This is a genomic window from Verrucomicrobiota bacterium (assembly GCA_016871675.1).
Taxonomy (GTDB): domain Bacteria; phylum Verrucomicrobiota; class Verrucomicrobiia; order Limisphaerales; family VHCN01; genus VHCN01.
On record VHCN01000029.1, the window covers coordinates 1 to 24,422 of the forward strand.

17 protein-coding genes and 1 pseudogene are annotated in these 24,422 nt (G+C 65.7%); 4 read left to right on the forward strand and 14 right to left on the reverse strand.

The annotated features are described in order from the left end of the window. Together FJ386_08110 and FJ386_08115 are read right to left on the reverse strand one after the other, a co-directional pair. Positions 1-106 (reverse strand): annotated as a pseudogene (locus FJ386_08110) (ferredoxin family protein). 363 nt (positions 107-469) lie between these two features. Beyond that, the gene (locus FJ386_08115; GenBank protein ID MBM3876665.1) at positions 470-1,654 is read right to left on the reverse strand and encodes a lactonase family protein; all 1,185 of its coding nucleotides are present in this window, start codon (positions 1,652-1,654) and stop codon (positions 470-472) included. A 140-nt stretch (positions 1,655-1,794) separates the two neighbouring features. Here FJ386_08115 and dxs point away from each other — a divergent pair, with 140 nt between their 5' ends. Together dxs and FJ386_08125 are read left to right on the forward strand one after the other, a co-directional pair. Further along, positions 1,795-3,777 carry a 1-deoxy-D-xylulose-5-phosphate synthase gene (gene dxs, locus FJ386_08120; protein MBM3876666.1) on the forward strand — a complete coding sequence of 661 codons (1,983 nt, stop codon included), beginning with the start codon at positions 1,795-1,797 and terminating at the stop codon, positions 3,775-3,777. A 50-nt stretch (positions 3,778-3,827) separates the two neighbouring features. After that, positions 3,828-4,172 carry a histidine triad nucleotide-binding protein gene (locus FJ386_08125; GenBank protein ID MBM3876667.1) on the forward strand — a complete coding sequence of 115 codons (345 nt, stop codon included), beginning with the start codon at positions 3,828-3,830 and terminating at the stop codon, positions 4,170-4,172. 12 nt (positions 4,173-4,184) lie between these two features. On the opposite strand, the gene FJ386_08130 is transcribed toward FJ386_08125, so the two are convergent. Together FJ386_08130 and FJ386_08135 are read right to left on the reverse strand one after the other, a co-directional pair. Beyond that, a complete protein-coding gene (locus tag FJ386_08130) occupies positions 4,185-5,459 on the reverse strand; it encodes a phosphopyruvate hydratase (protein MBM3876668.1) in 1,275 nt (424 codons plus the stop codon). A gap of 102 nt (positions 5,460-5,561) precedes the next feature. After that, positions 5,562-6,320: an SDR family oxidoreductase gene (locus FJ386_08135; GenBank protein MBM3876669.1), complete on the reverse strand. Its 759-nt coding sequence runs from the start codon at positions 6,318-6,320 to the stop codon at positions 5,562-5,564. 131 nt (positions 6,321-6,451) lie between these two features. Between FJ386_08135 and FJ386_08140 the strand changes: the two genes are divergently transcribed. Then, the gene (locus FJ386_08140) at positions 6,452-9,625 is read left to right on the forward strand and encodes a hypothetical protein (GenBank protein MBM3876670.1); all 3,174 of its coding nucleotides are present in this window, start codon (positions 6,452-6,454) and stop codon (positions 9,623-9,625) included. Here the strand turns inward: FJ386_08140 and FJ386_08145 are convergent. The 8 genes from FJ386_08145 to FJ386_08180 all read right to left on the reverse strand — a co-directional run bounded on the left by FJ386_08145 (position 9,622) and on the right by FJ386_08180 (position 21,837). Beyond that, entirely contained in the window at positions 9,622-10,578 is a 957-nt protein-coding gene (locus tag FJ386_08145; GenBank protein MBM3876671.1) for a hypothetical protein, read from the reverse strand. The genes FJ386_08140 and FJ386_08145 overlap by 4 nt on opposite strands. Further along, complete coding sequence (locus tag FJ386_08150) at positions 10,542-11,018, reverse strand: Uma2 family endonuclease (GenBank protein ID MBM3876672.1); 477 nt, start codon at positions 11,016-11,018, stop codon at positions 10,542-10,544. The genes FJ386_08145 and FJ386_08150 overlap by 37 nt, the downstream gene beginning before the upstream one ends. A 72-nt stretch (positions 11,019-11,090) precedes the next feature. Then, positions 11,091-11,411: a hypothetical protein gene (locus tag FJ386_08155; protein ID MBM3876673.1), complete on the reverse strand. Its 321-nt coding sequence runs from the start codon at positions 11,409-11,411 to the stop codon at positions 11,091-11,093. Between the two features lie 11 nt (positions 11,412-11,422). After that, a complete protein-coding gene (locus FJ386_08160; protein ID MBM3876674.1) occupies positions 11,423-12,850 on the reverse strand; it encodes a DUF1501 domain-containing protein in 1,428 nt (475 codons plus the stop codon). A 12-nt stretch (positions 12,851-12,862) separates the two neighbouring features. Further along, on the reverse strand, positions 12,863-16,009 hold the full coding sequence (locus FJ386_08165; GenBank protein ID MBM3876675.1) for a DUF1553 domain-containing protein: 3,147 nt from the start codon (positions 16,007-16,009) through the stop codon (positions 12,863-12,865). After that, complete coding sequence (locus FJ386_08170; GenBank protein ID MBM3876676.1) at positions 16,006-17,484, reverse strand: DUF1501 domain-containing protein; 1,479 nt, start codon at positions 17,482-17,484, stop codon at positions 16,006-16,008. Before FJ386_08170 ends, FJ386_08165 begins: the two co-directional genes overlap by 4 nt. A gap of 111 nt (positions 17,485-17,595) precedes the next feature. Then, complete coding sequence (locus FJ386_08175) at positions 17,596-21,222, reverse strand: DUF1553 domain-containing protein (GenBank protein ID MBM3876677.1); 3,627 nt, start codon at positions 21,220-21,222, stop codon at positions 17,596-17,598. A 168-nt stretch (positions 21,223-21,390) separates the two neighbouring features. Then, positions 21,391-21,837 carry a DUF5069 domain-containing protein gene (locus FJ386_08180; GenBank protein MBM3876678.1) on the reverse strand — a complete coding sequence of 149 codons (447 nt, stop codon included), beginning with the start codon at positions 21,835-21,837 and terminating at the stop codon, positions 21,391-21,393. Between the two features lie 139 nt (positions 21,838-21,976). Here FJ386_08180 and aroC point away from each other — a divergent pair, with 139 nt between their 5' ends. Continuing rightward, on the forward strand, positions 21,977-23,056 hold the full coding sequence (gene aroC / locus FJ386_08185) for a chorismate synthase (GenBank protein ID MBM3876679.1): 1,080 nt from the start codon (positions 21,977-21,979) through the stop codon (positions 23,054-23,056). Between the two features lie 84 nt (positions 23,057-23,140). Here aroC and FJ386_08190 read toward each other — a convergent pair whose 3' ends face one another. Together FJ386_08190 and FJ386_08195 are read right to left on the reverse strand one after the other, a co-directional pair. Beyond that, positions 23,141-23,641 (reverse strand): nucleoside deaminase, encoded by a 501-nt coding sequence (locus FJ386_08190; GenBank protein MBM3876680.1) that lies wholly within the window; start codon positions 23,639-23,641, stop codon positions 23,141-23,143. A gap of 159 nt (positions 23,642-23,800) precedes the next feature. After that, positions 23,801-24,373, reverse strand: coding sequence for an NUDIX domain-containing protein (locus tag FJ386_08195; GenBank protein ID MBM3876681.1), 573 nt, complete (start codon positions 24,371-24,373; stop codon positions 23,801-23,803). Between the last annotated feature and the right edge of the window lie 49 nt (positions 24,374-24,422).

Consider the following 24,422-nt stretch of genomic DNA (forward strand, 5'->3'; position numbering starts at 1 on the left):
GAATCTTGTTCTGCTCGTCCACGCCATAGACGCCGAAGAGGCAGAAGGAGAGGCACTGCATGCAGTTGGTGCAGCGGTCGTAGTCAATGACCGGGAACCACGGCTTCCACTCGCCGTGGCGCGCGGCGCCCGTCTCGGCGCGCGTGGTCTCGGCCAGCTCGGCTATGCGGCCGGTGTCGAGGCCGGTGATGTCGTGGAAGCGCACGGAGTCGCCGCCGGAAACGCCCTCGGCGTCGAGCCTGCCGCCGCCGGCGAATTTGCCGAGCACGAGCAACGAGCCGCGCTCATGCGGCGCGACGCGTCCGCTCCCGCTCTGCGGGACGCGAGTGACGGCGAAGCCTTTCTCCAGCAGCGCGGTCAGCGCAGAGAGGCGGTCGGTGCTGTCGAGCGGTCGGGCATCGGCGCCTTCGTAGAGGACGACGCGGAGGGTGGATTCTGCGGTCAGGCTCATAATCGGAACCTCTTGAGTTCAATTCAGCGGCAGAAACTTCATGCACACCGGTGCGCCGACTTCGAGTTTTGTTCCGGTGGCCGTGAGTTTTCCCGTCGCGGTGTCCACGCGGAAGAGCGCGATGTTGTCGGAGCCCTGCCCTTCCGTGAACAACCACCTTCCCGTGGGGTCGAGGTTGAAGTTGCGCGGTGTTTTCACTTCTGCGGGCGCGTTCTGCACGAGGGTGAGGCGCCCGTCAGGTGCGATGGCAAAGACTGCGATGGTGTCGTGGCCACGGTTGGAGCCGTAAAGAAACCTGCCGCCCGGATGCGCCACAACTTCCGCCGTGCTCCAACCGGCCTTGGGGCCGGGGCCGTCCGCTGCGGGCAGCGTGGACAGGGTTTGCAATTCCCGCAACGCCCCGGTCGCGGCGTCAAAGCTGAAGGCCGTCATCGTGAGCGTGATCTCATTGATGACGTAGGCGAACTTGCCGTTCGGGTGAAACGTGAAGTGTCGGGGCCCGCTGCCGGGCGGGACGGTCACGAACGGGGGATCGTTCGCGGTCAACGTCCCCTTGGCCGGGTCGAGTTTGTAGATGAGGATCTTGTCGAGGCCGAGGTCCGCGACGAAGGCGAAGCGATTGTCGGGAGACAAGTTCACGGAGTGCGCATTGGGCTGGCTCTGGCGTTTCGTCACGCTCTTGCCCGCGTGCTGCACGAAGCCCGTGTGCTCGCCGACAGAGCCGTCGGGCCGGATCGGCAACGCGACGACACTGCCGCCGCCGTAGTTCGCGGCGAGCGCGACCCGCCCGCTGCGATCCACCGAAATGTGGCACGGCCCTGCGCCGACGGACGACGCCTGACTGAGCAGCTTGAGCTTGCCATCAGCTTGGATGGCAAACGCGCTCACGCCGCCACCCTTCTTGCCGTTCACGTCCGCGACTTCGCCGACGGCGTAAAGGCTGCGCCCGTTCGGGTGAATCGCGAGGAAAGAAGGGTTGGTCGCCTCGCCCGCGAGTTCCGGCTTGCCGACTTCGCCGGTGGCGGCGTTGAACGTGAACGTGTAAATCCCCTGGCTCTTCTTGGCGGTGTAAGTGCCGACGTAGGCCCGGAACTTCGTCGGCGTCGCGCCGGATCTGGTATCGGAGACGGTGCCGCACGAGCAAACCCATGCGACGGAGACGGAACAAAGCAGAACCTTGAGGATGAGGCGGTGGCGTTTCATGCGTGGAGCTAAGCAGACCCGGGGTGTCGAGTTCAAGCGAACCCTTCGCGTCGCCGGGGACGATGGGTTTTTCCTTTGTTTGCGGTGAAAATGCGGGTAGAAATTCGGCCGCCCGGCGCGTGTCGGGCTTTGTCATTCCTATGAGCCGATACCTCGACATGGTGGACCAGCCCGCCCACCTCAAGAAACTCAAGCTCGACCAGCTTCAGCAACTCGCCGGCGAGGTGCGCGAGGAACTCATCACCAAGCTCGCCAAGGGCGGCGGCCATCTCGGCCCCAACCTCGGCGTCGTCGAACTGACCATCGCCATGCACATGGTCTTCGACACGCCGCGCGACAAGTTCGTGTGGGATGTCAGCCACCAGTCCTACGTCCACAAACTCTTTACCGGCCGCAAGGCGCGCTTCGGCACCATCCGCCAGACGGACGGCCTCAATGGCTTCTCGCTGCGGACTGAAAGCGAGCACGACTGCTACGGCGCCGGGCACGCGGGCACCGCGCTCTCGGCCGCGCTTGGCATGTGCGCGGCGCGAGACCAGCGCAAGAGCAGTGAGAATGTGGTGTGCGTCTTCGGCGATGCCGCGCTCACCAACGGCATCAGCTACGAGGCGCTGAACAACATCGCGCACACCACGCGCAAGTTCATTGGCATCCTCAACGACAACGAGTGGAGCATCGCGAAAAACGTCGGCGCCATCGCCGGTTACCTCAACCAGATCATCACGCACCCGCGCTACAACCGGCTCCGCAAGGAATTCGAGGCCCTCCTGAGGCGCCTCCCCGCCGGCGAGATCACTTCCAAGCTCGGCATCAAGGCCGAGGAAGCGATCAAGGCCGTGGCCGCGGAGGTTTCACTCAAGCACAAGCCCGCCAGCCCCGATGCCGATGGCCGCGGTGGTTCCGGAAGCAGCCTCATCTTCGAGGAAATGGGCCTGCGCTACCTCGGCCCCATCGACGGGCACGACCTGCCGCTGCTCATCAGGACGCTCGAGTTTGCGAAGCACTGCGACGAACCCATCGTGCTCCACGTCCTCACTCAAAAGGGCAAGGGCTACGATGTCGCGATCAAGCACCCGGAGAAATTCCACGGCCTCGGGCCTTACGACATCACCACCGGCAACACCCCGCCCTCCAAACCCGGCACCGCGCCTGCGTATCAGGACGTCTTTGGCGCCGCGATGGTGCGGCTTTGCCAGAAGGACACCACGCTCGTCGGCATCACCGCGGCGATGCCCAGCGGCACCGGCCTCAAGGCGCTCGAAAAGGCCCTGCCGCAGCGCTACTACGACGTCGGCATCGCCGAGGAGCACGCCGTCATCTTCGCCGCCGGCATGGCCACGATGGGCTTCCATCCCGTCGTCGCGATTTATTCCACGTTCCTCCAGCGCGCCTACGACTGCATTCATCACGACGTCTGCCTGCAAGACCTGCCGGTGATCTTCTGCATGGACCGCGCGGGCCTCTCGGCCAACGACGGCCCGACGCATCACGGCCTCTTCGACATCGCGTATCTGCGCTGCCTGCCGAATGTCATCGCGATGGCGCCGAAGCACGAAGACGAGTTGGTAGACATGATGTTCACCTGCTCGCTGCAGAAGCACCCGACGTTCATCCGCTACCCGCGCGGCGCGGCCGAGGGCGTGCCCATCAAGGAATCGCCCGCCCTGCTCGAAATCGGCAAGGCCGAAGTCACGCGGCACTTTGCAAACACCGGCGGACGCAAGGTCGCGCTCTTCGGTCTCGGCAACCTGCACTCCATGGCGAAGCAGACAGCGGAAACACTCGCCGCGGAGGGCTTCGACTGCGCAGTGATCAACCCGCGCTTCACCAAGCCACTCGACGCGGGCGCGCACGAGTTCTTCGGCAACGCCGCGGACATCGTCGTCACGTTTGAAGACCACGCGCTGACCGGCGGCTACGGCAGCGCGGTGCTCGAACTTTTCGCCGAGAAGCACCTCACCACGCCCGTGGTGCGCATCGGCTGGCCCGACCAGTTCATCGAGCACGCCACCACCGTGGATTACCTCCGCAAGAAACACGGGCTCACCGTCGAGAACGCAGTCGCGCAAGTGAAGGCGACTTCACCCGCGACCGACGCCGTGAAGCTCGCCGCCGTGAGTTGAGTTTCCCGGCGCCCCAAACGCCCGACGCCTCCGACATTGGCGAACCGCCCATGAGCAGCACGCTCTTCGAACGAATCGCCGCGCGCGAAATCCCGGCCGACATCGTCTTCGAGGATGAGCATGTCGTCGCCTTTCGCGACATCGCGCCCAAAGCCCCGGTTCACATACTTGTCGTCCCTCGCAAGCCGATCGCGAGGGTTGGTGAGGCCGACGCAACGGATCAAGCACTGCTTGGCCACCTGCTCTTGAAGGCCGCGGAAGTCGCGCGGGCGGCGGGACTCGGCCCGACGGGATTCCGCCTCGTCATCAACAACGGCCGCGACGGCGGCGAAAGCGTGCCGCACCTGCACGTCCACATCCTCGGCGGGCGCATGCTGGGCTGGCCGCCGGGTTGACCGTGACGCCGGCTAGGATTTCCCCCCGTAAACTGCGCTCCGTCCGAGCTGCTGCTCGATGCGCAGGAGCTGGTTGTATTTCGCGTTGCGGTCCGAGCGCGAGAGCGAGCCGGTCTTGATCTGCCCGCAGTTCGTCGCCACGGCGAGGTCCGCAATCGTCGCGTCCTCCGTCTCGCCCGAGCGGTGGCTCATGACCGCCGTGTAGCCGTTCGTCTGCGCGAGTTCCACGGCGTTAAGCGTCTCGGTGAGGGAGCCGATCTGGTTGACCTTCACGAGAATCGAGTTGGCCGTGCCGCTCTCGATGCCTTTCCGGAGGAACTTCACGTTCGTGACGAACAGGTCGTCGCCGACAAGCTGCGTGGTCGCGCCGAGCTTGTCCGTGAGCAGCTTCCAGCCGCGCCAGTCGCCTTCGGCGCAGCCGTCCTCGATGCTGACGATGGGATACTTTGCGCAGAGCTTGACGTAGAACTCGACGAGCTGCTCCGGCTTGAGGCGTTCGCCGCTGCTCTTTTTGAACACGTAACGGTCGCTGGCCTTGTCGTAGAACTCGCTGCTGGCCACGTCGAGCGCCAGGAAGATTTGCCGGCCGGCCTTGTAACCCGCGTCCTTCGTCGCGGCGAGGATGGCCTCGATGGCCGCCTCGGCGCTGTCGAGCCTGGGCGCGAAGCCGCCCTCGTCGCCGACGGCCGTGCTGAGACCCTTCTTCTTGAGCACGCCCTTGAGCGCGTGGAAAATCTCCGTGATGGCCTGCAGGCCGCGCGAGAACGTGTCGAAGCCGCGCGGGACGATCATGAACTCCTGGAAGTCAATCGGCGCGTCCGAGTGCGCGCCGCCGTTGATGACGTTGGCCATCGGCACGGGAAGGAGCTTCGCGTTCGAGCCGCCGACGTATCGGAAGAGCGGCTGGCCGGTTGCGGCGGCCGCGGCCTTTGCGTTCGCGAGCGAGACGGCGAGGATGGCGTTCGCGCCGAGCCGGGACTTCGTCTCGGTGCCGTCGAGCTTGAGCATCGCGCCGTCCACGGCCGTCTGGTCGAGCGCGTCCATGCCGCGGAGGGCGGGGAGGATTTTCGAGCGCACGTTGGCGACGGCCTTCTGCACGCCCTTTCCGCAATAGCGGGCCTTGTCGCCGTCGCGCAGTTCGAGCGCCTCGTGTTCGCCGGTGCTCGCGCCCGAGGGCACGGCGGCGCGGCCGCAAGCGCCGCCCGCAAGGCGCACGTCGGCCTCAACGGTCGGGTTCCCGCGCGAGTCGAGGACTTCTCGGGCTTGGATATCGGTGATTTGAGTCATGTTCGGTTACGTGTGCCCGATGGCAAACGCATCATTAGGTGCGGACCCGGGTGAGTCAAGCGGAGGGGCGGAAAAGCCCGTGCGATTCGAAGCCTGCGGTCGTCATTGCGCGCACCAGCCGCCGTCGATGAGGAAGTCCGTGCCCGTCATGAAAGCCGCGCCCTCGGAGCAGATGAACTTCGCGAGCGCACCGACTTCCTCAACCTTGCCCCAGCGCCCAAGCGGAATCTTCGATGTAAACGTCTGCGCGAGCTCGGGATTGTTGAGGATCGTCATGTTCATCTCCGTGGCGAACGGCCCCGGGCTGATGGTGTTCACCGTGATGCCGTCGGGCGCAAGCTCGAGCGCGAGCGCGCGGGTAAAGCCCATGATACCGGCCTTGGCGGTGCTGTAGGGCGTGCGGTGCGCGATGGACACATGGCCCATCGTCGAGGCGAGGCCGATGATGCGCCCGTAGCCAAGCGGCTTCATCTGCGGCACGAACGCGCGGCACATGAGGAAGGTGGAGATGAGCGTCGTGTCCATCACGGCCCGGAACTCCGCGAGCGTGAAGTCCTGCACGGGCTTGCGGATGTTGATGCCCGCGTTATTGACGAGGATGTGGACCTTGCCGAATCGCGCGAGAACGTCCCGTTGCAACCGGCCCACCGCGGCCTCGTCGGTGACGTCAGCCGGGAAGGCCTCCGCATCCACGCCCGTGGCGCGCAATGCGGCGACCGTCGAGTCGAGCTCGGCCTGTGTGCGCGAGCTGAGCGCGACCTTGACACCCGCGCCGCCGAGAGCGAGGGCGATGGCCTTGCCGAGGCCGCGACCGCCACCGGTGATCATCGCCACTTTGCCGGGGAGGGTTTTGTCGCTCATGGTGGCGAGGTTGTCGCATCGGCCCGGCAGAATGGCAAGGCGAGGTTCGGGTGCAGGCGGTTGTCCGGGCCGCGAAATGCCTCCTTCCCTTTTCGGAGGTGCTCGCCTACAACCTTCCGCCACCAAATCAAATGAAACATTTGCCGCGCTCCCTGGCCTCAGCCTGCCTTCTGTCTTGCGCGGTCATGCGCCTCGAAGCGCAACTCCCGCCGCCCGCCACCGAGCCGATCATCGGCGCGCGCATGCCCGCGCTCAGTCCCGATGGCAAGCGCCTTGCATTCGTGTATCGCGGCGACATCTGGGCTGCATCCAGCGACGGCGGGCGCGCCGTGCCGATCACGTCGCACGTGGAGATGGATGCTTATCCGCAGTTTTCGCCGGACGGGCGCTGGGTTGCATTCGCCACGCGTCGCAACGGCGGCTGGGACACGTTCGTGGTGCCGGCCGAGGGCGGTCCCGTGCGCCAGCTCACGTGGCACTCCGGCTCGGAGCTTCCCTTCGGTTGGAGTCCGGACGGCAAACAAATCCTCTTCGCGGGCAAGCGGGAGTCGCCGAACTTCGGCATCTACGCCCTGAACGTCACCACACTGCAATCCGACCGCTTGTGCGAGGATTACGCGCAGCTCTGGTATCCAAACTACTCGCCCGACGGGAAGACCATCGTGTATGGCCGCTACGGATTCCCGTGGTGGCGGCCGCGCTACACCGGCGCCGCGGCGCAACAAGTCTGGCTCCTGAACACCACCGACAACTCCCGCCGCGCCCTCACGCAGGACGACCGGCAGCACCTCTGGAGCCGCTTCCTCCCCGATGGCAGGCGCATCGTAACTGTCACTGTCGGCGAACCCACGCCGAGCGCGAGCCCGCTCGATGAGCCCATCCCGAAAATGTCCGACAACCCGATGCGCACCCCGAATCTCTGGGTCTTCGACCTGCAGGGCAAAGCCACGCAACTCACGACCTTCATCGGCGGCGGCGTCCGCTCGCCATCGGTTGCGGCGAAATCCGGCGACATCGCCTTCGAGCAGGGCGTGGATGTGTGGCTGCTCAGGGGCGGAAAGGGCGCCCCGGCGAAAATCTCGCTCCATGTCGGGGCCGACGAGAAACAGACCGCCCGCCGGCGCGAACGAATCACGACCGGCGTGACCGAGGCCGAGCTTTCGCCCGACGGCAAGACGTTCGCCTTCGGGCTGCGCGGCGAAATCTGGACCATCCCGACCGACAAGCCGAAAGGAACAGCCGCGCGCAATGCCGAATTCGCCAAGCGCCTCACGGATTGGGCCGGGGACGACTCGGACTTTTCGTGGTCGCACGACAGCAAGAAGCTTTACTTCACCTCCGATCGGGACGGGAACAGCCGCGTCTACGAACTCGACGTCGAGAGCCGCGGCGTGAAATGCCTCTGGTCGCACGACGAGGCCGCGGCGCACCTGCACCTCTCGCCCGATGGCAAGCAACTCGGCTTCTGGGTCGGCGGACCGGCGGCGGGACTCTACACCGTCACGCTCAACAACGGCGAGGCGCGCCGCGTCGCAAGCGTTCCCGGCTCGCATTGGCGCGACCTCGCGGGCGGATTCTCGTGGTCCACGGACATGCGGTGGATCGCCTTCATGAAGCGAAGCCCGAGCCGCGCGTGGAATGTTTTCGTCGTCCCCTCCGACGGCGGCGAACCGGTGAACGTCACCCGCCTCAACGCCGGCCACTCCATGCCCCGATGGGGACACGACGGCCGGACGCTGTATTTCCAAAGCGACCGCGAGGGCAGCGGCCTCTACGCGCTCGCGCTCGTCCCCGAGACGTATCGCAGCGGGGACACGGACGTGAAGTATGAGCGGCTCAAGGAAGGCTCAAAAGTCGAGATCGACTTCAATGACATCCACCGCCGTATCCGCAAACTCACAGGCCAGGCACCTCAAGCCGACATTTACCCCGCGCCCGACGGGACGGTCTTCTTCATCTCCGAGAGCGACATCTGGTCGATCAGTTATGACGGCAAGGAGACGAAGCGCCTGACCACCGGCGGCGGGAAGATGGGCTTCCGCCTGGCCAACGACGGCCGCCGCGCGTGGTGGACCCAGGGCGGCGAGATGTTCCACGGCAACGCGAGTGCCGGCCTGAGCGGCACCAAGGTCACTTTTACCGCCGAGTTCAATTACGACATCGCCGCACAGCGCAAGGCCGCCTTCGCCGAGTTTTGGCGGTCCTATCAGCACAATTTCTACGATGCCAATTTCCACGGTCGCGACTGGGCTGCGATGCGCACGCGCTACGAACCGATGCTCGCGGCCGTCGAGACGCACGAGGAGTTCGCGAGCCTGCTGTCGATGCTCGTCGGCGAACTCGAGGCTTCGCACACCGAGGTCCAGCCCGCCACGAACAACGCCACGACGGACCCCGTCACGCCGCACCTCGGGTTTACGTTCGACTACTCGCACAAGGGCGCGGGCGTGAAGGTCGCTGCCGTCCCCCCCGGATCGCCCGCTTCGTTCAAGGAGACGCTCATCAACCCGGGCGAGATCATCCTCGCGATCAATGGCACCGACGTCTCGCTCGACGAAAAACTCTTCCAGTCCATCAACGACAAGCAGGACCGTGAGTTCGAATTCCTCGTCAGCACAAACGGCAGCAGGACCGGCGCGCGCAAGGTCCGCTACCGGCCGATGAGCGGAACGGAGTTCGACGATCTCGCCTACAAGAACCGCACCGAGCGGCTGCGCAAAGTCACCGAGCAAAAGGGCAACGGCCGCATCGGCTACCTCCACATCTCCGCGATGGGTTTTCAAAATCAGGTGCAATTCGAGCGCGAGGCCTACGAATACATCTCCGGCAAGCAAGCCATGATCATCGACGTGCGCTTCAACCGCGGCGGCAACATCTCCGACAATCTCATCGACATGCTCGAGCGCAGGCAATACGGCTGGTTCCGACCGCGCGACGACAATCCCGAGCCGCAACCGCCCCGCGCGTGGGACCGCCCCGTCATCGTGCTCATGAACGAGCACAGCTATTCCAACGGCGAGATGTTCCCCTACTCGATGCGCCAGCGCGGACTCGGCCGCATCGTCGGCATGCCGACGCCGGGCTACGTCATCTGGACCACCGAACTCCGCCTCGTGGACGGCACACGCGCGCGCATGCCGCTCTCGGGCGTCTTCCGCATGGACGGCACCTGCATGGAAAACCGCGGCGAGCAACCCGACGTCCAGCTCTGGCTCACGCCCGACGACTGGCTCAACGATCGCGACCCGCAACTCGACAAAGCGATCGAACTCCTCCTCCCGCCGAAGCCTGCACCGACGAACTAATCCGGCCGGTCAGCAGCGCCACGCGACGCGCGGTCGAGCGCCGCTCGATACGCCGTCCAAATCCGCCGCACGATGGGCGAACGCCGGAGCTTCGCCCCATCAAGCGCGGCGGCTTCGACGATTCCGAGTGAACTCAACGTCAGAAAACTCCCGTCTGCTTCCAGCAGCCGGTCCGCCGGCCCAGTCTCCTCCCGGGTCCCGAGCCCCAACTCGCCGCACAATTCCAACACAAATTCCCGCGTGATCCCCCGCAATGCCCCAGCGCTGACCGGCGGCGTGATCACCGCGCCCCCTTCGATCCAAAAGACATTCGCGCTGGCCGCTTCCGCAATGGCGCCGGATGCATTCAGCAGCAACGCCTCATCCGCATTCTGCTTCCCGGCCTCCACCCGCGCGAGCACTTGCAGGAGCTTGTTTGAAGATTTGATCAACGTCGCGGTCCCCGCCTGCACTCGGTGGCTCGAAGTGATCAGCCGCCATTCCCGCAGCCGGATTCCGCGGGTCGATTTCACCGGGTGGACGGACATGACCGTGGTCGGTGAATTGGCGCCCTCGATGCTGTAACCGCGCGATCCGGTCCCGCGGGAGACTTGCAATCGCAGCACCGACTCGGGCGCGTGGTTTCTTCGGAGGAGTTCCGCGGCAACACGCCTCAACTCCCCATCTGTGAACGGAAGATCGAGTCGGAGCCATCGCGCGCCTTCGCGAAGGCGTCTCAAGTGCCGCTCAAACAAGAACGGCCGCCCACGGTGAACGCGCACAGATTCGAACAAACCGTCGCCGTAAAGGAAGCCACGATCGAAAACCGGGATCTTCGCGCGGGAGACGGCGGCGAACCGGCCATTGAGAAACACCTGGCCTTCCGGCGACGATTCGATCGCGTCTGCCCGGGGAACGCGACGTGCGTGGCGCAGTTTCACACGACGTTTCCGAAGAGCCGGTCGACGACGCAGCGCAGTTGCGGGAGCAACGGGTCGGTGAGTTCCTCACGGCCGGCGAGGATGCTCCGGAGGATCAAGCCATCCGGCGTGCCGTGATACACCTCCACGTTGTCGTAGCGCGGATCGACCATCCACAGCCTCGGCACTCGCGCCGACTCGAACAACTGTTTCTTCACGACCGTGTCGTTCGAGTGGTCGCCCGCTTGGATGACTTCGGCCACTATGAAGGCCTTGCCGGTCGCAACGGTCACCACCGCGAGGTCGGGCCGGATGCGCGAGCCGTCGTCCAGCGTGACTTCATCGCGAACGGCAAGCAGTTTGCAGATGGTCATCCCGCCGAGCGCGACCGCCACTGCCGCGTGAAGGCGGCAACAAACCTCCTCATGCCGCGCGCCCGGCGCGCGCCGGTCCGTCGGGAATCCCTCGATGAATTCGGTGTATCCTGCGCTCACAGCATCTCAGCCGTCCTCGCCCTCTCTCACCTAAGGTGGAACGGCCCGCCCCGGCCTGTCAGTCGCCACGCTTCACCCGGCGACGGGTCGCAGCGCGACCGGTTCCACCTGCCCAACCGGAGCTTCCCAGCATGCTACGCAAGAACTGTCCTGTGTGCGAGCCCTGTTCTGAGCCACAAGTTCCGACGTGCCTTCGACGACGATTCGACCGCTGCGATCACCGCCCTCGGGACCGAGATCGATCACCCAGTCCGCCTGCGCGGGCAGTTCGCGGCGGTCATCGAGCACATCGCCCGCGTAGAGTCCGGTTCCACCAAACATCCGTCGCGCCCGTAAGCCAGGAAGCCCGCCGAGTTGGTCGAGCACGAAGTCCTTGAAAGAGTCATCAGCCACGGCGCGGACGCTCACGCCAGCAGCGGCTTCACCACGTGACCGTGAACATCCGTCAGCCGATACTCGCGGCCCTGATATTTGAAGGTCAGCCGTTCGTGGTCGAGCCCGAGCAGGTGCAGCACCGTCGCATTGAGGTCGTGGACGTGGACGGGATTTTCCACGGGGCTGAAGCCAAAATCATCGGTGCGGCCATGCGTGACGCCACCCTTGATGCCGCCGCCGGCGAGCCACATCACGTAGGCGTCCTTGTGATGGTCGCGGCCGGGGTTGGTGGACTTGCCGTTGCCATCGATGCCCTGGCGCAACGGAGTGCGGCCAAACTCCGCCCCCCAAATCACAAGCGTGTCCTCGAGCAATCCCCGCACCTTGAGATCCGTGAGGAGGGCGGCCATGCCCTGGTCCACGTCCTTGGCCTTGGCCGGGAGGCGCGTGGCAAGTCCGGCGTGGTGGTCCCAATCGGCGTCGTAAAGCTCCACCACGCGCACGCCGCGCTCGACGAGCCGGCGCGCGAGCAGGCAGTTGTTCGCGAACGACGCGGCACCGGGCCTGGCGCCGTAGAGATCGAGCGTGGCCTTCGGTTCCCGCGAGATGTCCATCAGTTCCGGCACGCTCGACTGCATCTTGAACGCCATTTCGTATTGGCTGATGCGCGTGGCGATCTCGGGATCGCCCACGTCGGCAAGCTGCTGTTCGTTGAGCGACTTCACCGCGTCGAAGATGCGCCGCCGGTCCTCCTGCGACTGGCCCTTGGGGTTGCTGAGAAACAACACGGCGTCCCCCTGCGATCGGAACTGAATTCCCTGATGAACACTCGGCAAGAAGCCGTTCGCCCACAGCGATGTGCCCGCGCCGCCGAGCGGTCCGGACAGAAGGACCACGTAAGCAGGCATGTCCTGGTTCTCAGTGCCGAGTCCGTAGGTCACCCAGGAGCCGAAGCTTGGCCGCCCGCCGCGACCGAAGCCCGTGTGCAAAAACATTTGTGCCGGGGCGTGGTTGATTTCCTCCGTGTGCAACGTCTTTACGATGGCGATGTCGTCCGCAACTGTCGCCAGATACGGCAGGTGTTCCGATAGCTCCTGTCCGCTGCGACCGTGCTTCGTGAACAAAAACTTGCTGCCCGCGAGCGTCATCTTGCCGCCGATGAAGGCGAATCGCCGGCCCTTGAGGAGCGACTCCGGGCATTCTTCGCCGTCGCGCCTCGCGAGTTCGGGCTTGTTCTCGAAGAGGTCGAGCTGGGACGGCGCGCCGATCATGTGCAGGTAGATCACGCGGCGCGCGCGCGGCGCGAACATGGGACGACGGTCTGAACGCCGGTTTACGGTCGCGGAGCTCGCCCTGCTGGCAAGCATCGAACTCAACGCAATGCCGCCGAGCGCGAAGCCCGACTGCTGAAAAAACTCCCGGCGCTTGAGAAGGTCGAGATGTGTGACGGTGTTCATGCAAAGTGCGTGTCAGCCCTTGGTGATCGTCTCGTCCAGATTCAAAATCGCGGCGGCCACGGCATACCACGCCGCGAACTCCTGGGGTGAAATGCCCGCGGGAACCTCGAAACCTGCGAGGCGTGCATTGGCCGGCTCCGCCGCCGCGGACGCGCGTTGGGATTCGAACAGTTTAAGCAGCGCCGCGGTCTCCGCTGCGTTCGGCGTCCGCGCGGTGGCCATGCGGAAGGCGTGAGCGATGCGCTCCGCGGCGCTCGCGACTGGTTTCTCGGTCAACACGCGCCGCGCGAACGCCGTCGCCGCCTCGACATAGACGGGATCGTTCATGAGCGTGAGCGCCTGCAGCGGCGTGTTCGAGCGCGGTCGCTTCACACGACAGGCCATGCGGTTGTTCGCGTCGAAATTCACGAAGCTCGGATACGGCGCACCGCGCTTCCACACGACGTAGATGCCGCGGCGATACTTCTCCTCCCCGGGGCTGACGACATAGTCGTAACGCTGGCCGCCGACCTTCACCCACAAGCCATCCGGTTGATACGGTCGGATCGACGGGCCACCCTGACGGAGGCTGAGCAGCCCCGCGATGGAAAGCGCGTTGTCCCGCACGGCTTCAGCGTCGAGGCGGAATCGAGGTCCGCGTGCGTAGAGAAGATTCTGGTCGTCCCGCGAGAACATTTCGGGTGAGACCCGTGAAGACTGCCGGTAAGCCGCGCTCGTCACGATCGACTTCAACAACGTCTTCAGCGACCAGCCGTTGTCCATGAACTCGACGGCGAGCCAGTCGAGCAATTCCGGGTGCGTGGGGCGCTCACCCTTGATGCCGAAGTCTTCGGGCGTCGTGACGAGCCCGTGGCCGAAGAGCTCGGCCCAGAAGCGGTTCACCGTCACGCGCGCGGCGAGGGGATTCTCGCGGCTCACGAGCCACTTTGCGAGATCCAGCCGGGTTCGCTCCGACGATGCCGCGTGGAGCGGATGCAGGACGGATGGGACGTGTGCGTCCACCTTCTCACCCGGCGTTCGAAACTCGCCCCGCTGAAACATGGCGCTCATCCGCGGCGCGCCTGACTCCTGCATGATCAACGTCGTCGGAGGCTTGAGTTTCTTCAGCTCGCCGTCCAGTCGTGTCCTCTCCGTCTCAAGCGCGTCAAAGCCCGGAGTCTGCCGAAGCCGGAAGTGCGCAAGCGTCTTCGATTGTTTCGCCGAACGCCTGCCGGCGGGCACTTTCAGCGCGTCGGCCACATCCGCGGGCATGGACTTGCCTCCGACCGGGCCCGTGATGCCGCTGAACCGGAGCCGGCCGATGGTGCGGCCCCCGCCATAATGCTGTTCGAGCTTGAACCGCAACACCGTGCCTCCTTCGTGGCCAACGGGCCCGGCGGTTTCAAGCATCGCCCAGTGGGGTTCGTGAAATCTCGGGCTGATCGCCCAGCCGCTGCGTGCGGTGTTGTCCGCCTTCAGCAGGTTGGCGACAGGGAAGTTGGCTTGCGAGAACGACGCAGTCGCGGTGTTGAATTTGACCGGTTCGGATTGCGAATCATCTGCCGCAGGCGCGACGGTCGCAGTGAAGTTGTTCAGCACGAAGTTCGGCCGTTGTGCGTCGCTGCGGCCGGGACCGTTGCCGGGCAACGATGGGTCAGCAAGCGTCTCGATCTTGATGGCGCGGACGCCCGTGAGTCTGGTGCGGACTTCGACGAGATAGGTGTCCTTGTCCGGCGCCGGTTCGCCGCTGATGAGCACCGACTTGTCGGCGAGGATCTCGTGCGTGGCGCCGCCGGTGGAGTCGAAATCCGCGATGTCGAGCACGTGCTCCTGCGAGGTCGTGCCAAGTGATTTCGCGAGGTCCGCCTCCCACGCCGCGGAGTCGGCCGCGGCATTCTTCTCCAACTCGCCAATCCGCCGGACGACGGCGTCGAACTGGTTTTGCAGGCGCGCGCGCGCGCCCTGAGTGGAGCTGTCGGCGAGTTCCATCGTCGGTCCCTTGAACTGGATCGAGCCGGGCACCTTCGGGTTCGTGCGGTCGGCCTCGAGTTCAGTCTGGTTGAAAAAGGCAAACAAGCCGTAGTAATCGCGCTGGGTAAACGGGTCGTATTTGTGGTCGTGGCACTGGGCGCATTCAAGCGTCGCGCCGAGCCAGACCATGCCGAGCGTGTTGACGCGATCGTGAATCTGGTTCACGCGGGTCTCCTCGGGGTCCGTGCCGGCCTCGACATTCGTGGGCGCGCTGCGATTGAAGCCGGTGGCCACGCGTTGCGACTCGGTGGCGCGGGGCAGCAAATCGCCGGCGAGCTGCTCGATGCTGAACTGCGTGAAGGGCATGTCCGCGTTGAGGGCATTCACCACCCAATCGCGATACGGCCAGAGGTCGCGGAAGTCGTCTCGCTGAAACCCGTGCGAATCGGCGTAGCGCGCGTAGTCGAGCCACGGACGCGCCCAGCGAACGCCGAACTGCCGCGACGCGAGGAGACGATCAACAAGCTTCTCGAGCGCTTTGTCGGGTTTGAGTGACCAGTTCGATACAAAGTCATCGATCTCCGGCGTCGTCGGCGGCAGGCCGGTGAGATCGAGCGAGAGGCGGCGGATGAGGATTTCGGGCGCAGCGTCCGATGAAAGCGCGAGACCCTCTTTCGCGAGTCGGGCCAGAATGAAAGCGTCCACTGGATTGCCGCCTGCCGCCTGCCGCCTGCCGATTTGCGGGACTGCGGGACGGACCGGTTTAACATAGGCCCAGTGCTTCGCCGCTTGCACGCCGTCGGGCCACACGGCGCCGGCGTCAATCCACGCGCGGATGCGGTCGGTGTCGGACTTGGAGAGTGGTTCGCCGCGGTTCGGCATCGCGTCGTCGTGGCCCTTCGAAAGCGTGATGCGTCGGTAAAGTTCGCTCTTCGCGGCGCTGCCCTTCGAGATGGTGCCGGGCTTCTTGAAAGCCGCCTCGCGCGTGTCGAGGCGCAGCTTGCCCTTCTGCAACTCCGGCCCGTGACAGTCGAAACACGCGCGCTGCAAGACGGGCAGGACCTCGCGCGCAAAGTCAACGGGTGGTGCGGGCGCGGCAACACCTTCGATTCCCGCCCCAAACAGCGCGAGGGCCTGCACTGCGATCCCAACAAACTGGCGCGGGCCGTTGCGCCGCTCCGCCCTCCGCATTCCGCGTTCCGCATTCACGCCACAATCTCCCTGATCACCTGTGCTTCCTCGCTCGGGCCGATGAGGCGCTGGTTGAGCCCTTGGTAGCGGTAGCTGAACGCGTGCGAGTCGAAGCCCATCTGGTGTAGAAGCGTCGCCTGAAGGTCGCGGATTGACACGGGATTCTCGGCGACGCGGTAGCCGAGTTCGTCCGTTGAGCCGAAGACGGTGCCGCGCTTGATGCCGCCGCCGGCCATCCACAGGCAGAAACAGTGCGGATGGTGGTCGCGGCCAAGATACTTCGAGCCGCCGCGTTCCTCGTTCATCGGCGTGCGGCCAAACTCGCCGCCCCACACCACGATCGTTTCGTCGAGCAGGCCGCGCTGCTTGAGGTCGCGCACGAGCGCCGCGCTCGCGCGGTCCACGTCGCGGCACTTCTTCGGCAGGCCGCTCACGAGGTCGGTGTCGGGGCTGATGCCGTGCATGTCCCAGCCCCAGTCGTAAAGCTGCACGCAGCGCACGCCCTTCTCGACGAGCCGCCGCGCGAGCAGGCAGTTGTTCGCGAAGCTCCCCTCGCCCGGCTTCGCGCCGTAGCTGTTGAGCACGTGCGCCGGTTCCTTGCCGAGGTCGAAGACATCCGGCACGGCGATCTGCATGCGATACGCGAGTTCGTATTGCGCGATGCGGGTGAGCGTCTCGGGGTCGCGGAATTGTTTCGCCTCGATTTCGTTCAACGCCCCGAGCGCGTCGAGGCTGCGGCGGCGCGACTCGCGATCCATGCCGGGCGGGTTGTTGGAGAAAAGGATCGGCTCGCCGGAGGTGCGGCATTGCACGCCCTGATACACGCTCGGCAAGAAGCCGCTGCTCCAAAGGCTCTTGCCGCCCGTCGGGTCGGTGCCGCCGGAGAGCAGCACGACGAAACCGGGCAGGTCCTGGTTCTCAGAGCCGAGCCCGTAGGTGAGCCACGAGCCGAGCGACGCGCTGCCGGCGCGCGGCGAACCGGTGTAGAGGAACAGCTCCGCGGGCGCGTGGTTGAACTGGTCCGTGACGACCGAGCGGATGATGGTGGCGTCGTCCGCGATGCTGGCGAAGTGTGGGAGAATCTCGGCGACGGAGGCACCCGACTGGCCGGCCGGCGCGAACTTGTGCGGCGTGCCGAGCATCTTGGGCACGCCCTTGATGAATGCGAACCGCTCGCCCTTGATGAGTTCCTCGGGGCACGGCTTGAGGTGCAGTTCGTTGAGCTTGGGCTTGTAATCGAACAGGTCCAGCGTCGGCGGCGCGCCGGACATGTGCAGGTAGATGATGGATTTCGCTTTCGCGGGCAGGGGCGGGGCTTTGGGCGCGAGGGGGTTGGCGACTGCGGCTTGCGGATTACGGCTTGCGGCTTTCGCGGCGGCGGAGCCGTCCTGCCGGAGCAGCGAACCGAGTGCGATGGCGCCGAGTCCAAGGCCGGAGTCGCGAAAAAAAGTGCGGCGCGTCAGAGCGCGTGATCGGGCAAGTTGCGGGTTCATGCGGAGTGGAGTTCGACATGATTTGCACGGATTGACACGGATTTCGGGCGCCGCCAATCCGCAAACATTTGTGCAATCCGTGTCCTCATTCGGTGTCGGTCAGCGCGATCATCATCCCTTCGTCAGCACGCCGTCGAGGTTGAGCAGCACGTTGGCGACGACGGTCCAGGCGGCGGCGTCAGCCGCGTCAAGGCCGTCGGGCAACTTGCCGATGGGCTCCGTGGCGAGTTGCTTCGCGGCGTCGGCATCCGCACGGTAGCGGGCGAGTTCCTTTTCGTGGAGTACGACGAGGGCCTGCACTTGCGGGGCGCTGGCCGGGCGGGCAAGGGCAAGTTGGAGGCCGAACCGGGCGCGGTCAGCAGTGGTTGCGCCGCCTTCTTTCATGATGCGGCGTCCGAGCGCCTGCGCCATCTCGACATAGGCCGGGTCGTTCATCGTGACGAACGCCTGCAGCGGCGTGTTGGTTGGCAGGCGGCGCACCGTGCAGTTCTCGCGGCTCGGCGCGTCGAAGGTCGCCATGCTCGGATATGGCACGGTGCGGCGCCAGAACGTGTAGAGGCCGCGGCGGTAGCGGTCTTCGCCCGTGCTTGTGGCCCAGTTGCGCTGGCCGTTGAAGGCCGCGCGCCACAAGCCGTCGGGCTGCGGCGGATACACACTCGGCCCGCCGATCTTGTGACTTAGAAGGCCGCTGAGCGCGAGCGCCTGGTCGCGCACGGTCTCGGCATCGAGCCGCGCGCGTGGGTAGTGAGACAGGAACCGGTTGCGCGGATCTTTCTGGGCAGCGGCAGCCGGAGCGAGCGACGACTGCCGGTAGGTCGCGCTGGTGACGATGAGTTTGAGGAGGGCTTTCGTGTCCCACGCCAGTCCGGTCAGCGTGGTGCGCGGGGCGTGCTCCGTGGATTCGCGCGGTGCCGGCGCGCTGAACACAACCGCCAGCCAGTCGAGCAACTCGGGGTGGCTCGGCAGCGAGCCTTGCGTGCCGAAGTCCTCCTCGGTTTCGACAAGTCCGGCGCCAAATACGTGAGACCAAAGCCGGTTGACCGCGACCCGGGCAGTCAGCGGATTCTCGGGCGAGGTGAGCCATTGCGAGACGCCGACGCGATTGAGCGGCGTGTTGGTCGGCGGCGGAGCGAACGCGGTGAGGAACGCGGGTTGCACTTCATCCGCCGTGTTCAGGAAGTTGCCTTTGATCATCAGCTTCGTGGTGCGGAGCTTGTCCTTGGAGAGTTCGCGCATCACGGGCAGCGCGACGGGCTTCACGGCGTCGAGGTCTTTCTTCGCCTTGTCGCGGTCCGCGCGCGTCTTCGCGAGCGAGGGCGAGAAGTCGGCCCAATACTTCACGAGTTCCTTCTCGTCGGCGGGCCGGCGCGACTTCGTTTCCTTTGCGAGCAGCTCGCGGGTTTTTTGTGGGACGATGCGCACGGGTTTCGGCTGGGTGGTGGCAGAGATACGGAAGCGCCCGAGCGTGGCCTGCGCGCCGGCCGACTGGGAGAGCGTGATGACAAGCATCGTGCCGTTGGTGTCGCCGATGCTGGTGTTTGTTTCGAAGACGGCTGCAACGGCGTTGGTTTCCCGGCCGCCGTTGGACCATCCGGTCTTCTCGTCTGTGTCGATGGCCTTCGCCACCTCGAAGCCCTCCTGCGCGTGATCGCTGGTGGCGTTGGCGAGTGCCGCGGGCTTTTCGCCGACGAGGTTGAAGCGCTGGCTCGGGGCGGGCGGCGCGGCGACGGACTGCGTAAAGACTTCCTTTCTCGCCGCGTCGAGCGCATAGACCTTGAAGTTCGCGAGCCGCGAGCCGAGCCCGCCGTCGGTGCGGTTCCACAGCACGAACTCCTCGATGGGAATCTCCGCACCGAGGTCGAGTTCCCACCACGGATTGTCCTCGGCCTTCGTGGCGGTGGTGGAGTTCGCCCCGCTGAAATCACCGTCGGTGCGGCCGTCCATCGCGCGTGCGGCGTCCGCGCCATGGTCGGTCGAGGACTGCGCGGCTTTGCCTTTGAGCGCGGCATTTTGCCTCGAGCTGAAGACCTGCACCTCCGCGAGCGAGAGGACCCGGTGCTCGCCCGGCAGTTCGACGCGAATGAAGCGCGCTTTCTTGAACTCTGGCTTGAGTGGTTGCGTGGCGAGCTTGAAGGAACTCACAACCGCACGTCCCTTCTCACCGCGGCCCGAGCCTTTCGCGGGGAGGGACGTGTCGGGCAGCAATTCAAGCCTCAGGGCGGTGATGCCCTTGAGCTGCGTTGGGATCTTCAGGGTGAACGTGTCCACGTCCGGTGCCTTGCCGCTGGCGAGCAGCGAGTGGTCCGGGAGTCTCACGAGCGTTGCGCCGTTCGCGGACTCGAAGTCGGCGGGTTCGAGCACGGTCCACATCGAGTCGGATTGCTTCGCGTTCCAGTCGGCGAGTTCCTTCAGCAACTCGGGCGTGGGCGTGGAGAGTTTCCTGGCGAGGTCGGCGAGTTGCGCCTTGAAGCGGTCCATCCCCGCCTGCTCCGCGGGAGTCGGCAGCGAGAGTGTGGGTGCCTCGTCGGGTTTGTCGTTGTCCTCGGTCTGGTTGAACATGGCGTAGAACTGGTAATACTCCTTGTTGGAGATGGGGTCGTATTTGTGCGTGTGGCACTGGGCGCAGTTCATCGTGATGCCCATCCAGACCTGCATTGTGACGGCAATGCGGTCCTTGACGGCGGCGGAGCGGAACTCCTCGTCGTCCGTGCCGCCCTCGGTGTTGGTCATGGTGTTGCGGTGGAAGCCGGTGGCGATCTGCTGGTCAGTGGTCGCGCCCGGCAGGAGATCGCCGGCGAGTTGCTCGAGTGTGAAGCGGTCGTAAGGCACGTTGCGATTGAAGGCGTTGATGACCCAGTCGCGCCACGGCCAGATGTTCAGGCGCAATGGGTCGGAGCCGTAGCCCGCGCTGTCCGCGTAGCGCGCGAGGTCGAGCCATGTGCGAGCCATGCGCTCGCCGTAAGCGGGCGAGGCGAGCAACCGGTCCACGAGGCGCTCAAGGGCTGCTCTCTCACGCTCCCGCTTTCCCCCTGCCCCGCCTGCGCCGCCCTTCGCCGTCGGGGGAACGGGCGCGGGCGCGGGTGAGAATTCCTTCACGAATGCCTCCACCGCTTCCGGGGTCGGTGGCAATCCAGTGAGGTCGAGCGAGAGGCGCCGGATGAGCGTGTGCGGGTCGGCGGGCGGCGCGGGCTTGAAGCCTTCTTTCTCCAATCGCGCGAGGACGAAATAATCCATCGCGTTCTGCGGCCACTTCGTGTCGCGGACGTTGGGCAGTGATGGAAGCTGCGGCTTCACGAACGACCAGTGCTGGTCGTAGGGCGCGCCGGACTCGATCCATTTCTTGAGCGTGGCGACTTCGTCCTTCGAGAGCGGATGCCCACCCTTGAGCGGCGGCATGATGTCGTCGGGGTCCTTCGTCGTGATGCGTCGGACGACCTCGCTCTGCGATGGCTTGCCGGGGACGATGGGGCGGCGGCCTTTGTGGTCGGCGAGTGCGTCGTCGCGTTGGTCGAGCCGGAGCCTGGCCTTGCGCGCCGACTCGTCGGGGCCGTGGCACGCGAAGCACTTGGTCGAGAGCACAGGCAACACATCGCGCCGGAAGTCCACCTTCGCAGGCGTCGAGCGCACGGGGTGCATGCTGTCCATCGTGGCTGCCGATGCCGCCGCCGCGCATCCCAGCAGGAGCGCGGATGCGACGGGCCCGGCCAAAGCATCGGATTGGGGGTGACGACGGAACATGGCGGATTGTTGGACGCGTGCGTGCGTCCGGCTTGTTCAGGAGTGTAGCCGCACGGACGCTTCGGGCAATGGCGAATGACGGCGCCGAGGCGGCGAGAGGATACCGCCCGAAAGGCAAACCGGCGCGGAGTACACTCCGCGCCGGCTCGTTGGTTGCAAGTGGGCTGGTTACTTTAGCTCGGCCTGATGGAACTCATACCAGTCATCAATGTTGTTCAAGTCCACCGCGCCGGGATTCACCGAGCTCTCGTCGGAGATGCGGCTCGCGCCGAGAATGCCCTTGCGCGTGGCGTCGTCGTGAATGTAGCCGCGAATGGCGGCGTTGTGCTTGTAAAGCGTGGCCTTGTCGAGCTTCACGCCGGGCTGGGACTTGACCCACGCCTCGAACTGCGGATACGTCGGCCGGCTGCCGGCGATGAAAGCCTTCACCGCATCGGGGTTGAGCCCGAGCGCGTTGCAGGTCATCAAGTCGTAGCCCTTGCCGAGCCCGGGATATCCGGCGGCGAGCTTGCCGCGCGCCTCGAGCGAGCACTTGAGCCAGAGGCGCGGGAGGTGCAGCACGCCGAGCGGACCGGCCGTGCCCGAACTGATCAGGGGAACGTGAGTGTTAGCCATAGGGATTGCGTTGTGTGTTTTTGTGGATCGAACGCGGCGAGCTTAGTGCAGCCCGCGCATCGGTCAACGGGGATTTTCGCCCGCGTGTCCCGTCCGCCGTGCTTGCCCACGCTGCGCGTTTGACGCATCCTTGCCGCGCATGGGCAACTCGTTCGGCCACCTCTTCCGCATCACCACCTTCGGCGAGTCGCACGGGGGCGGCGTGGGCGTGATCGTGGATGGCTGCCCGCCGCGCCTCGCGCTCACGGAGGCCGACATCCAGCCGGACTTGGACCGCCGTCGTCCCGGCCAGTCACGCATTGTCACGCCCCGGAAGGAATCTGACACCGTGCAAATCCTCTCCGGCACCTTCGAGGGCCGCACGCTTGGCACGCCCATCGCCCTGTGGGTCAGGAACGAGGACGCGCGCAGCGAGGCTTACACGGAGATGAAAACCAAGTTCCGCCCCTCGCACGCGGACTACACCTACTTCGCCAAGTTCGGCATCCGCGCGTGGCCCGGCGGCGGACGCGCCAGCGCACGCGAAACCATCGGCCGCGTCGCCGCGGGCGCGATTGCGAGGAAACTGCTGCGCGAGAGATTCGGCGTTGAAGTCCTCGCCTGCGTGCAGCAGGTGCAGAAGCTCATCGCGCGCGTGGACCCGGAGACCTTCACCGCGCGGCAGGTCGAGTCCAACATCGTCCGCTGTCCCGACGCGGCGATGGCCGCGAGGATGATCCGCCTCATCGAACGCACGCGCGCCGCGGGCGACAGCGTGGGCGGAGTGATCGCGGGCGTCGCGCGCGGCGTCCCCGCGGGCTGGGGCGAACCGGTCTTCGACAAACTCGAGGCCGACCTCGCCAAGGCGATGCTCAGCCTGCCCGCGAGCAAGGGCTTCGACATCGGCTCAGGCTTCGGCGGCATCCTGCTCACCGGCCGCGCGCACAACGACCCTTTCCGCGCTCGCGGCGGCAGAGTGATCACCACCACGAACCGCTCCGGCGGGATTCAGGGCGGCATCTCCAACGGGCAGACGATCTGTTTCCGCGTGGCTTTCAAACCCACGGCCACCATCTTCCACGAGCAAGACACCGTGGACGTGAAGCTCAAGAACACCACGCTCAAGCCGCGCGGCCGCCACGACCCCTGCGTGCTTCCGCGCGCCGTGCCGATGGTCGAGGCGATGAGCGCGCTCGTGCTGGTGGACCACGCGCTCCGGCAGAAGGCGCAATGCGGCTAAGTCAGCCGGAACTGCCCGCGCAGGACGCCGCCAGCCACTGCCACAGCCTGTTCACTGGCGCGTCCGGCAAAAGGGCTTCACCACTCACGCCTCCGGTTCCGTCGCCTTGTTCCGGGCACGCTGTTCGAGGAAGAACCGTTTCAACATTCCGCTTGCCTCGTCCTCGCGCACGCCGCCGGTGATGTCGCAGCGGTGATTGAGCGTTGGGAATTGAAGCAGGTTCATCGCGCCGCCGGCCGCGCCGCCCTTGGGGTCCGACGCGCCGAACACCACGCGTGCGAGCCGCACGTGCACGATCGCCCCGGCGCACATCGGGCACGGCTCCTTGGTCACGTAGAGTGTGCAATCCGTCAGGCGCCAGTCGCCCACCGCGGCTTCCGCCGCCGTCAGCGCCAGCATCTCCGCGTGCGCCGTCGCGTCCTTGAGCAACTCCACCTGGTTGCACGCGCGCGCGATGATGCGCCCGCCGCGCACGACCACCGCGCCCACGGGCACCTCGCCCGCCTCGTAAGCCCTGGCCGCCTGCCGCAACGCCTCGCCCATGAAGTGCTGGTCACTGTGCAGGTCAATGATCGGTTCGTCCATGAGTCGCGTCAGAACGGCCGCACCAACAGTGCAGCCCATTCATACAGTGCAGCCCATTCATCAGCCGCAAGAGAACGCACGGAGCGCAAAGCGTTCCATTCCCATTTGTGTTCCTTGCGTTCCTTCGCGGCCAAAATCCGGGCGCCTTGCCCCCGCAGTTCATCCGATTGCGCCCGCGGGCGCGAGGTAGATCGGCGCCACGCGCGTCTCTTCCAGCGTCCACTCGTCGCGGCCGTCGGGATGACAGCAGCAATGCGCGGCAAAGAATCCGCCGCGATGCGCCCAATAGAGCGGCCAGACTTGCTCGCGATCCGTCCGCGGCAACGTCAGCGCGGGCAGTGAGGCGCGGGAATGAAACGCGAATCGCCCTTCCGCGCACGCGGGCGGCAGCGCGTTCACGCGGCGGCGGATTTCGAACAGGAACATCAGCCAGTGCGCGTGCCCCTCGTAGCCGTGCTCGCTCACGATGCCCGTCAGGTGCAAGTCGCGCGGGCCGAGGTCCAGCCCGAGTTCCTCGCGCGCCTCGCGGCAGGCACACGCCCACGGCGACTCGCCTTCCGGGGCAAGCAGCTTGCCGCCGGGCGGGCTCCACAAGCCGCGGTTGGGTTCCCTCGTGCGCTCGAGCAACAACACGTCATCCGCGTCATTGAACGCGTAAAGCAGCGTGGCGATCCGGTGCGGCAGCGGCACGGGACGGAGTGAAGCAAGCGGGCGACGGCGCGGGAAGTTCAGAGTTCAGGATTCCTGGTTGATTTGACGGCGAAACCTTCTCCCGAGGAGG